Source organism: Micromonospora sp. S-DT3-3-22, assembly GCF_015354745.1.
In the GTDB taxonomy this organism is placed as follows: Bacteria; Actinomycetota; Actinomycetes; order Mycobacteriales; family Micromonosporaceae; genus Micromonospora; species Micromonospora wenchangensis.
Genome location: NZ_JACGMO010000179.1, coordinates 1 through 10,470, shown reverse-complemented (window position 1 = coordinate 10,470; position 10,470 = coordinate 1). Strand labels below are relative to the sequence as shown.

Annotated in this window: 12 protein-coding genes; 4 read left to right on the top strand and 8 right to left on the bottom strand. The window is 73.1% G+C overall.

Annotated features, from left to right (window positions below):
- Window positions 1-494, bottom strand: a 494-nt coding sequence (locus H1A17_RS31825) for a helix-turn-helix domain-containing protein (protein ID WP_194823608.1), incomplete at its 3' end; no start/stop codon positions are given.
- A 293-nt stretch (window positions 495-787) separates the two neighbouring features.
- Between H1A17_RS31825 and tsaB the strand changes: the two genes are divergently transcribed.
- From tsaB to H1A17_RS31805, 4 genes are read left to right on the top strand one after another with little or no spacing between them, the layout of a single operon-like run.
- Window positions 788-1,489, top strand: a complete 702-nt coding sequence (tsaB, locus tag H1A17_RS31820; RefSeq protein ID WP_145921708.1) for a tRNA (adenosine(37)-N6)-threonylcarbamoyltransferase complex dimerization subunit type 1 TsaB — start codon at window positions 788-790, stop codon at window positions 1,487-1,489.
- Window positions 1,486-1,962 (top strand): ribosomal protein S18-alanine N-acetyltransferase, encoded by a 477-nt coding sequence (gene rimI, locus H1A17_RS31815; RefSeq protein ID WP_145921707.1) that lies wholly within the window; start codon window positions 1,486-1,488, stop codon window positions 1,960-1,962. Before tsaB ends, rimI begins: the two co-directional genes overlap by 4 nt.
- Complete coding sequence (tsaD, locus tag H1A17_RS31810; protein WP_194823607.1) at window positions 1,955-3,001, top strand: tRNA (adenosine(37)-N6)-threonylcarbamoyltransferase complex transferase subunit TsaD; 1,047 nt, start codon at window positions 1,955-1,957, stop codon at window positions 2,999-3,001. Before rimI ends, tsaD begins: the two co-directional genes overlap by 8 nt.
- 14 nt (window positions 3,002-3,015) lie before the next feature.
- Entirely contained in the window at window positions 3,016-3,270 is a 255-nt protein-coding gene (locus H1A17_RS31805) for a hypothetical protein (RefSeq protein ID WP_145921705.1), read from the top strand.
- Window positions 3,271-3,361: 91 nt separating this feature from the next.
- Here H1A17_RS31805 and H1A17_RS31800 read toward each other — a convergent pair whose 3' ends face one another.
- From H1A17_RS31800 to H1A17_RS31770, 7 genes are all read right to left on the bottom strand, one after another.
- Window positions 3,362-4,102, bottom strand: coding sequence for a DUF4142 domain-containing protein (locus H1A17_RS31800; protein ID WP_145921704.1), 741 nt, complete (start codon window positions 4,100-4,102; stop codon window positions 3,362-3,364).
- A gap of 132 nt (window positions 4,103-4,234) precedes the next feature.
- A complete protein-coding gene (locus tag H1A17_RS31795) occupies window positions 4,235-5,416 on the bottom strand; it encodes an ROK family protein (protein WP_145921703.1) in 1,182 nt (393 codons plus the stop codon).
- Window positions 5,417-5,456: 40 nt separating this feature from the next.
- Window positions 5,457-6,716: a sugar ABC transporter permease gene (locus H1A17_RS31790; RefSeq protein WP_145921702.1), complete on the bottom strand. Its 1,260-nt coding sequence runs from the start codon at window positions 6,714-6,716 to the stop codon at window positions 5,457-5,459.
- Window positions 6,713-7,537: an ATP-binding cassette domain-containing protein gene (locus H1A17_RS31785; RefSeq protein WP_145921701.1), complete on the bottom strand. Its 825-nt coding sequence runs from the start codon at window positions 7,535-7,537 to the stop codon at window positions 6,713-6,715. Before H1A17_RS31785 ends, H1A17_RS31790 begins: the two co-directional genes overlap by 4 nt.
- 118 nt (window positions 7,538-7,655) lie before the next feature.
- Window positions 7,656-8,756, bottom strand: coding sequence for a sugar ABC transporter substrate-binding protein (locus tag H1A17_RS31780; protein ID WP_145921700.1), 1,101 nt, complete (start codon window positions 8,754-8,756; stop codon window positions 7,656-7,658).
- 210 nt (window positions 8,757-8,966) lie between these two features.
- Window positions 8,967-9,446 carry a Cys-tRNA(Pro) deacylase gene (ybaK, locus tag H1A17_RS31775; protein WP_145921699.1) on the bottom strand — a complete coding sequence of 160 codons (480 nt, stop codon included), beginning with the start codon at window positions 9,444-9,446 and terminating at the stop codon, window positions 8,967-8,969.
- Window positions 9,447-9,456: 10 nt separating this feature from the next.
- A partial coding sequence (locus H1A17_RS31770; RefSeq protein ID WP_194823606.1) for a methyltransferase domain-containing protein occupies window positions 9,457-10,470 on the bottom strand: 1,014 nt, incomplete at its 5' end.

Here is a 10,470-nt window from a genome sequence, read left to right as displayed (position 1 = left end):
CACGGCCGTCGGCCGCGCGTTGCCGGTGCCGGCGCAGCAGCGCGGCGGCCCGCGGGTCGGTCAGCCCCACGGCGGGCGGAGTCGCGCCACCGGACGGCGATCTCGACCGCGTCGAGCGGTACGGGCGCACCCTGGAGCAGCGCGGCGGTGCCGCCGGTCAGCAGGTGGGGCAGCTCGCCCAACCGGTCGAGCAGCCGGTCCAGCCCCAACTCGTCGATCCGGTCGGCGGTCGACCGCCCGGCCAGCTTGTCCATCTCGGCGTCGAGGTGGCTGTCGAGCTGCTCGGTGGTGACGGCGAGTTGCCGGCCGAGGGCGGCGAAGAGGCGCTCGACCAGGTCGAGGCTCGGCACCCGCCCACCACGCTCGACGCGGGCCACCGCGCTCTGACTCGTCCCCGCCCGATCCGCCAGTTGCTGCTGGGTGAGCCGCTGGGCACCACGTTCCCGGCGCAGCAGCGCGGCGATCTCCGTAGCGAGTCGACCACTCTCCGACATCCCCGCATGATGATGTGCCGACGGCGAGCGGTATGCCTGTCGGTCATATTTATGACCCACAGGAATACTGCTCTACGTGGGATACCACACCCCACCCCGGCCGGCTCCCCACCCGGCTGTCCGATGGGCCGGGACCGGGGTCAGGGCGAGGATCCGCGGCGATGACCGACGGCCGGACCCGAAACCCGGGGGGCGAGGGCGAAGGGCCGGGATGCGAGGGCGAAAGGCGAGGGGCCGAGAGGACGGGCGGGGTGTGGCCGGGTGGCGCGGGCCGACGGCTAGGCTGGCTTACCGTGCTCGTACTGGTGGTGGACTCCTCGACCCCCGCGGTCACCGCGGCGCTGGCCGAGGTCACGACGGACGGCGTCGCGCTGCGGGCGCACCGGTGCACGGTCGACGCCCGGGCCCACGGTGAACTGCTCGCCCCGCAGGTCGAGGCGGTACTCGCCGACGTCGACGCCCGGCCGGCCGACCTCGGCGCGATCGTCGCCGGGCTCGGCCCCGGCCCCTTCACCGGGCTGCGGGTCGGGCTGGTCACCGCCGCCACCATGGGCCAGGTGCTCGGCATTCCCACGTACGGCGTCTGCTCGCTCGACGGCATCGGCCACCCCGGCCCGGCCCCGGCCGGCACCGCGACGGCGGGGGAGCGGCGGGTGCTGGTCGCCGCCGACGCCCGACGCAAAGAGGTCTACTGGGCGGTCTACGACGGCGGTGGCCGGCGGATCGTCGGGCCGGAGGTGGACGCCCCGGCGGTCGCCGCCGCCCGCGCCCGGGAGTTGGCCGTCACCGAGGCGGTCGGGGACGGTGCCCACCGGTACGCCGACGTGCTCGGCCTACCGCTGCGCGCCGAACCCCGCTACCCGGACGCCGCCACACTGGTCGCCCTGGCCGCCGCCCGGGTCCGGGCGGGCGCCCCCGGCGAGACGCTCACCCCGCTGTACCTGCGGCGGCCGGACGCGGTCGCGGCGACCAGCCGCAAGCCGGTGCTGCCGTGACCGTACGGGTGGAGCGGTTCCGCTGGTGGCACATCGCCGAGGTGCTGCCGATCGAGGCGGACCTGTTCGGTGCCGAACAGTGGTCGCCGGCGATGTTCTGGAACGAGCTGGCCAGCGGGCACCACTACCGGGTCGCCCTGGACACCGACGGGTCGCTGCTGGGCTACGCGGGCCTGGCGGTCGATCCGGGCGGCGAGTCGTGGGTGCAGAACATCGCGGTCCGCCGGGACGCCCAGCGGCGCGGGATCGGCCGGGCGCTGCTGGAGGACCTGCTCGCGGAGACCGCCCGGCGCGGGGTCGGCAGCGTCCTGCTGGAGGTTGCCGTCGACAACGCCCCCGCCCAGCGGCTCTACGCGGGGTACGGCTTCGAGCCGATCGGCGTACGGCGGGGCTACTACCAACCGAGCAACACCGACGCGCTGGTCATGCGGCGCGACGCGGAACCGGGCGCGGACGGGACGGACCATGGCTGACGAACCGCTGATCCTCGGGATCGAGACCTCCTGCGACGAGACCGGTGTCGGCATCGTGCGCGGGCACACCCTGCTCGCCGACGCGCTGGCCTCCAGCGTGGACGAGCACGCCCGGTTCGGCGGGGTGGTGCCCGAGGTGGCCAGCCGGGCGCACCTGGAGGCCATCGTGCCGACCATGGACCGGGCGCTGCGCGCGGCGGGGGTGACGCTCACCGACATCGACGCGATCGCGGTCACCTCCGGTCCCGGCCTGGCCGGGGCCCTGCTGGTCGGGGTCGCCGCCGCGAAGGGTTACGCACTGGCCGCCGAGAAGCCGGTGTACGGGGTGAACCACCTGGCCGCCCACGTCGCGGTGGACACCCTGGAACACGGTCCGCTGCCCGCGCCGGCGATCGCCATGCTGGTCTCCGGTGGACACTCCTCGTTGCTGCGCGTCGACGACCTGGCCCGGGGGGTGACCCCGCTGGGCGCGACCATCGACGACGCGGCCGGTGAGGCGTTCGACAAGGTGGCCCGGCTGCTCGGCCTGCCGTTCCCGGGTGGCCCGTACATCGACCGGGAGGCGCGGGCCGGTGATCCGGCGTCGATCGCCTTTCCGCGTGGCCTGACCGCCGCCAAGGATCTCGTCGCCCACCGCTACGACTTCTCCTTCTCCGGGCTGAAGACGGCGGTGGCCCGCTGGGTGGAGGGGCGGCGGCGGGCCGGCGAGCCGGTGCCGGTGGCCGACGTGGCGGCCGCCTTCCAGGAGGCGGTCTGCGACGTGCTCACCGGCAAGGCGTTGGCCGCCTGCCGGGAACACGGGATCGACACCCTGGTCATCGGTGGGGGAGTGGCGGCGAACTCGCGGCTGCGGGCGATGGCCGAGCAGCGGGCGCAGCGGTACGGCATCCGGGTCCGGACGCCCCGGCCGGGACTGTGCACCGACAACGGCGCGATGGTCGCCGCGCTCGGGGCGCACCTGGTGGCCGCCGGGGTACGCCCGAGCCGGCTGGACCTCCCCGCCGACTCGGCGTTGCCACTGACCACGGTCAGCGTGTGAGGGGAGGGGCCGACGTGATCGTACGGATGTGGGAGGCGCGGGCCGAGTCGTACGGCTTCGCCGACCTGATCACCTGGGTGTGCGAGACGGCGCTGCCGGAGTTCGAGCACGATCCGCTGCACCTGTCCAGCGAGGTCTTCTCCTCCACCGATCACCGGGTGGTGGTCGTCTCGAAGTGGCGCAGCAGCCCCCGGTCGCTGCCCGAGCCGCCGGCCACCCTGGTCGCCCGCCCCCCGCACTCCTGGGACTTCACCCAGGTCGACCGCTGACCGGTCGCCCGGCCCCGGCGCTGGGCCCGGACAGCCCGACGGCCCGCCGGCGGTGGTGCCGCCTGCGGGCCGTCGGGTCAGCTGCGCGGGGTCAACTGCGGCGCGTGATCCGCCAGGTGGCGTAGCCGCCCGCGCCGAGCGCCAGCAGGAAGACCGCCCAGACCACGGTGGTGCTGACCCCGACCGACGGGCCGGAGGCGGCCCCGGCCTGGGCGGCGGCGACCAGCGAGTCGTTCTGCGCGGCCGGGATGGCGGCCGGCGGCATCTGCTGCCAGCGGACCAGCCCGGTGCTCTCCAGCATGGCCATGTGGTCGTTGACGAACTTGTTGGCCTCGTCGGCGAGCTTACGCACGGTGTTGTCCCGGGTGCTGGCCCGGACCGCGCCGATCACCGGGAAGATCTTGCCGTGCGCCACCCGGAGCCGGGTCACGAAGATCTGGTCGAACTGAGCACCGGAGGCGTTCTGCATCTCGGTCAGCCACCCCTTCTGCTCGGGGGTGGGATCGCTCGGCAGCGTCGTGCCCAACTTGTTGGCGGCCTGCACCACCAACTCGTCGAGGACGCCGTGCTGGCGGGCGATCTCCGCGCCGACCTCCCGCACCCGCGCGGACTGGCCCTTCTCGGCGGCCATCGTGCCGGCCGGCATCTCCCACAGGCCGGCCAACCGGACGCCGTTGAGCAGCGTCATGTCGGCGGCGTTCAGCTGCACGCCGGGTGCGGCGACCGCCATGCCGGGTAGCACGACCAGGCCGGCCAGGAAGGTGACGAGCAGCACCGCCACCCGGTGGGTCCGGTGCCCTCGCCGACGACGTACGGAATCCAGCGGTGCCATGCTGCGGTGCCTCCTCGATCCGGGCCGACCTGTCCTGCCGGGCAGCGACCCGCCGGCTGCCCGTCCGTCCACTGGTACGGACCGTCGGGCCGATCAGTTCACCGGGCGGCGCACGAGTCGGGAGGTATCCGTTCAGGCGGCGTCGAGCGGGTCGGCGAGGAGCCGTTCGAAGGCCAGTTCGGCCGCGCCGATCAGGGCCGCGTCGTCGCCGAGTTTCGGGGTCCGCAGCCGGACGTGTTCCAGGCAGGCGGGCAGCCCGGTCTCGTTGAGCCGGCTGCGGACCTGGGCGGCGGCGGCCAGGTAGAGGTCCCGCATGGTGCCGCCGAAGATGACCATCTCCGGGTTGAAGATGTTGACCAGGTTCGCCACCCCGAACCCGAGCCAGTCCCCGGCGTGCCGTACGGCGGTCTGGGCGCGGGCGTCCCCCCGGTCGGCGGCGTCGAAGACGGCCAGCAGCGCCTCCCGGCCCCGGGCGTCGGACCGGCCGGCGGCCCGCAGCAGCCCGTACTCGCCGATCTGGGTCTCCCAGCAGCCCCGGGAGCCGCACTCGCAGGCGGTGCCGTCGCGCACCACCACCATGTGGCCGACCTCGCCGCCGTAGCCGCCGTGGCCGGTGAGCCGCCGGCCTCCGGCGATGATGCCGGCACCGACGCCGACGTCCCCGTAGAGGTAGATGACGTTGTCGCAGCCGGCGGCGACGCCCCGGGCGTGTTCGGCGAACGCGGCGACGTCGGCCACGTTGCCGACCGTGACCGGCAGCTCCACGCCCAGTTCGACGGCGAGGGCGGCCCCGATCGGCTCGTCCACCCAGCCGGTGGTGGGGCCGAGCCGGACCAGCCCGTCGGCCTTGCGGACCATGCCGCAGACCGCGACGCCGGCACCGACGCAGATGGAACCCGGTGGCACCCGCTCCCGCATCTGCTTGAGAGCCCCGGCCAGCATCGGGACGGTCTCCGCGGCGTCCAGGTCGCGTGGCCGGTCCAGCTCACGGCGGTCCAGCACCTCGCCGCCGAGACCGACCCGCGCGGCCCGCAGCCGGTCCACCTCGATCGAGTACGCGTACGCGTAGACCCGGGCCGACTCGGGCCGGACGACCAGCGACGGTCGCCCGGCCCGGCCGGTCTCCTTCGGCGTGCCCTCGCTGACCAGCCCGGCGCCGGCCAGGTCGGCGGTGAGCGCGCCGATGGTGCTGCGGTTGAGCCCGAGGGCGGTGGTGAGTTCCGCGCGGGAGGTGGCGCCGTGCACGTGGACGTGCCGGAGCAGCGCCCCGAGGTTCTGCCGCCGGATCTCGTCCTGGCTCGGTCCTACCCGCATCGTTGGTGGCACCCCATGTCCCGCCGCTGGTGTACGCGGATCAGCGCGTTCCGGAGGCGGAGGCGCGGCGGCGCGACAGCGCGTCCACGCTGGCCGCGAGGAGCAGCACCACACCGGTGACGACGTACTTCACCCCGGCGCTGTAGCCCATCAGGCCCATGCCGTTGTCGATGACGGCGACCACCGCGCCACCGAGCACGGCGTCGAGGACCCGGCCCTTGCCGCCGAAGAGGCTGGTGCCGCCGATCACCGCCGCGCCGACGGCGTAGAGCAGCACGTTGCTGCCGCCGGTGTTCGGGTCGACCGAGTTGGCCCGGCTGGCCGCGACGATGCCGCCGATCGCCGCCATGGACGAGCAGATCACGAAGACCGAGATCCGGATCTTGTCGACGTTGATGCCGGCCCGGCGGGCGGCCTCCTTGTTGCCGCCGACGGCGTAGACGTGCCGGCCGTAGCTGGTGCGCTGGAGCACGAAGGTCCAGACGATCAGCAGCACCGCGATGACCGGCACCACGATCGGCACGCCCTTGAGCGAGTTGATCAGGACGTTGCGGCTGCGTTCCTGGTTGAGGATGTAGACCGCGATGCCGAGGATCAGGGTCAGGCCGCCGATGCGGGCGAGCACCACCGCCATCGGGTCGGTGGTCAGGCCCCGGGACAGCCGCTTGCGGTGCCGCAGCAGTTGCACGGCCGCGTACCCGCCGATGGCGAGGGCGGCCAGTGCCCAGCCGACGGCCGGGGGCAGGTTGCGGTTGGCGATCGCCACCAGCACCTCGTCGTTGACCGAGATGTTGGCGCCGCCGCTGATCAGCATCAGCACGATGCCCTGGAAGGCGAGGAAGCCGGCCAGGGTGACCACGAACGACGGGATGCCGATCTTCGCGACCAGGAAGCCGAGCACGGTGCCGATGACCACGCCGGTGAGGATCGCGGCGAGCACGGCCACGTACCAGGGGTAGCCGGCCTTGGTGGCGACGTTGGCCAGGATGGCCGCGCAGACCCCGCTGGCGAAGCCGGCGGACAGGTCGATCTCGCCGAGCAGCAGGACGAAGACCAGTCCCATGGCGATCAGGGTGACCGCCGCGCCCTGGGTGAACAGGTTGGCGAAGTTGCCGGCGGTGAGGAACGACGGCCGCATGATCGAGAAGACCGTGCAGAGCACGATCAGCCCGAGCACGGCGGGCAGCGCGCCGATGTCGCCGCCGCGTACCCGGCCCCAGTAGCCGCGCAGGTGGCTGCCGACGGTCGGCGGCGGCGTGACCGCCGCCGGGCCTTCCTTGCGCACGGCGGTGGTGGTCATCGAACGCCTCCTGGAGTGGTGTCGGCGGGTCCCGCGCCGGTGCCGTTTCCGGCGGTGACCGGCTCGCCGGTGAGACCGAGGTTGCCGGAACGGCCGGCGGTGATCAACTCGACGACCTGCGAGTGGGTGATGTCGGTGGTCTTCACCTGGGCGACCATCTGGCCGAGGTAGAGCGCGGCGATCCGGTCGGAGACGGCGAAGACGTCGTTCATGTTGTGCGAGATCAGCACCACGGCCAGCCCGTTGTCGGCCAGCCGGCGGACCAGCTCGAGGACCTGGGCGGTCTGTGCCACGCCCAGCGCGGCGGTCGGCTCGTCGAGGATGACCAGCTTGCTGTTCCAGAGCACCGCCTTGGCGATGGCGACGGTCTGCCGCTGCCCGCCGGAGAGGCTGGAGACGTGCTGGCGCAGCGACTTCACCGTCCGTACGGAGAGCCCGGCGAGGGTTTCCGCCGCCATCTGTTCCATGGTCGGCTCGTCGAGCACCAGCCCGCTGTGCTTCTCCCGGCCGAGGAACATGTTCTGCACGATGTCGAGGTTGTCGCAGAGCGCGAGGTCCTGGTAGACGACCTCGATGCCGAGCGTGGCGGCGTCCCGGGGGCTGTTGATGCTCACCGGTCGGCCGTCGAAGAGGAACTCGCCGGCGTCGGCCGGGTAGATGCCGCTGATGCACTTGACCAGGGTGGACTTGCCGGCGCCGTTGTCGCCGACCAGTGCGGTCACCTCTCCGGCGTGGGCGGCGAGGGCGACGTCGCGCAGGACCTGGACGGGACCGAAGCTCTTGTCGATCCCGCGCAGTTCCAGCAGGGGGGTCGCGGACACGGGGGTCTCCTTCGGACGGAGGGAAGATCTCGGAGCCCGTCCGGCGGCGAGCGCCGCCCGGCACGAGGTTCCGTGCCGGGCGGCGTCGCGTCGACGGGGTACGACGCTCGTCGTACGGTCAGCTGATGCCGTTGGCGGCGCAGAGCGCGGCGTACGCGCCGGTGCAGAGCTTCGCCTTGTCGACGTAGCCGTCGGCCACCACGTCCTTGACGGTCGACTTGTCGATCGCCTTCGGCTCCAGCAGCACGGACGGGACGTCCCGGCCGCTCTCCGGGTCCTTGACCGTCTGCCCGGTCTCCTTGCGCTCGCCCTTGGCCACGGCGATGGCCAGCTCGGCGGCCGCGTCGGCCTCCTTCTTGACGGCCTTGTAGACGGTCATGCACTGGTCACCGGCGAGGATGTTCTGCAGGCCGGTCACGTCGGCGTCCTGGCCGGTCACCGGGACTCTGCCGTTGAGCTTGTTCTTCTTCAGCACCGAGATGGCCGCGTTGCCGAGGCCGTCGTTGGCGGAGAGCACACCGTCGATCTTGCCGCCGCTCTGGGTGAGCATCTGCTCGAAGATCGTGGCGGCCTGCGCCGGGTCCCAGTCCGGCACCGACTGGTCCGGGCCCTTGGTGTATTCCTTCGACTCGAACTTCGGCTTGAGCACCGAGTCGTAGCCGTTCTTGAACAGGGTGGCGTTGTTGTCGGTGGGCGAGCCGTTGAGGTAGGCGACCGTCGGGTTCTTGACGCCCTTCTCGGTCAGGCACTTGGCCAGGCCCTCGCCCTGGAGCTTGCCGACGGCCTCGTTGTCGAAGCTGACGTAGTACTGGGCGGAGCCGCCCAGGGTGAGCCGGTCGTAGTCGATCGTGGCGACGCCCTGCGACTTCGCCTTGTCCAGCACGGCCTTGCCGGTGCCGGAGTCCAGGTTGACGATCATCAGGGTGGTGACCCCGCTGGTGATCATCTGGTCGGCGATGGTCTGAAAGGCGTTCTTGTCGTTCTGCGCGTTCTGGATGTCCGACTCGACACCGGCCTTGTCGAACGCCTCCTTGAGGAACCGGCGGTCGGCGGTCTCCCAGCGGGCGGAGGACTTGCTGTCGGGCAGGATCACGCCGATCTTCGGCTTCTTGGCGGTGCTGCCGCCGGCGTCGTTGCTGCTGGAGTCGTCGCCGCAGGCGGCCATGCTGCCGGTGGCCAGCAGGCCGACGGCGGCGAAGGTGAGGAAGCCCTTGCGCATCTGCACGGGTCCTTTCGAGGGTGGGGGAGGAGTGGTCGGTGTTTTGTTGTGTCCGGCAACGTATTCCCGCCCGTGAGTCGGGCGCAAGACTGCCGAGGTCAGAAGTTTGTTGGCGGCGGTAACAATTCAGCAACGCGGTTGTCACCCCCGGGACACCCGCCCCGCAATCACGCTCCGTGTCCGGTCTGCCACCGGCTCCTGACGCCCGGGTCAGCCGGCGGCGATCCGCGCGGTGCCGGCGTCGGTGAGGGCGACCAGGTCCGCCGGGGCGAGCTGGAGCTGCAACCCCCGCCGGCCGGCCGACACGTAGACGGTGTCGTGGTCAAACGCGGAGACGTCGACCACCGTCGGTAACCGTCGGCGCTGGCCCAGCGGGCTGATCCCGCCCCGCACGTAGCCGGTGCTCCGCTCGGCGGCGGCCCGGTCGGCCAGCGCGGCCCGCTTGCCGCCCAGCGCCGTGGCCAGCGCCTTGAGGTTCAGCTCGCCGGTGACCGGGACGACCGCTACCGCCAGCGCCCCGTCGACCTCGGCGACAAGCGTCTTGAACACCCGCTCCGGCGGCACCCCGAGCGCCGCCGCGACCAGTGCGCCGTAGTTCGGCGCGTCCGGCGCGACGTCGTACGGGTGGGTGCTGTACGCGATCCTGCGCTTGGTCAGCAGCGCCGTCGCCGCGGTGGCCTGTCCCGCCATGCCGGTCACGCTAGCCCGGCGGGCCCCCGTCCGCGACCGGTCGCCCGATCAGCACCGTCGGTGCGCCGGCCACCCGGGTCAGCACCAGGCTGGCCGGGTTCTCCCCGGCCAGTCGCAGGTCCCGGCGCAGTTGCTCGGGCGACAACGCCGAGCCCCGCTTGAGGATCTCCACCCGGCCGACCCGGCGCTCCCGCAGCAGCGCGCGCAGCCGCTTCAGCGAGAACGGCAGCACGTCGACGATCTCCAGGCACCTGCCGAACGGGGTGGGACGCGGGGTGTCCGCGTAGAGGTAGGCGATGCTCGGGTCGGCAAGCGTCGCGTCGAGGGTGTCGGCCAGTTCGGCGACCAGGTGCGCCCGGACCACGGCCGGGTCCGGGTCGTACAGGTAGCGCCGTACCGGTCCGACGCCGGCCTCGACGCCGCCCGTGCCGGTCAACCGGTGGGCACGGGGGATGGCGTCACCGGGCCCCGACCGCAGGACGGTCGCCCGGCGGGGCACCCCGGCGAGCGCGCCGCACCACAGGGCCGCCTCGACCAGGTCCCCGTCGACGCTGACCCACTCCGCCTCGGCGTCGGCCGGGATCAGCGCGTGGTCGATGCCGGGGGCCACCTTCACCACCGTGTGCGGCACCCGTGCGGCCAGCCCGGTGACGAAGTCCCACGGCGGCGAGTAGGCGTCCGGGTCGAAGATCCGCCGTCCGGTGCCGGCCCGCCGCCGGGCCGGATCGCAGAAGACCGCGTCGACCCGGGTCACGTCGAACGCCGTCGCGTCGCCGCACTCCACGGTGAACGTCCCGGCCAGCCCGGCGGCCTCGGCGTTCGCGGCGGCCAGCGCGGCGGTGACCGGGTCGGCCTCCACCCCGTACACCCGGATGCCGGCGCGGGCGGCGGCGAGCGCGTCGGCGCCGAGGCCGCAGCCCAGGTCGGCGAGGGTGCGCACCCCGACGGCGGCGAGCCGGGCGGCCCGCCGGTCGGCGACCACCCGGCGGGTGGCCTGCTCCAGGCCGGGGCGGGTGAGGAACAT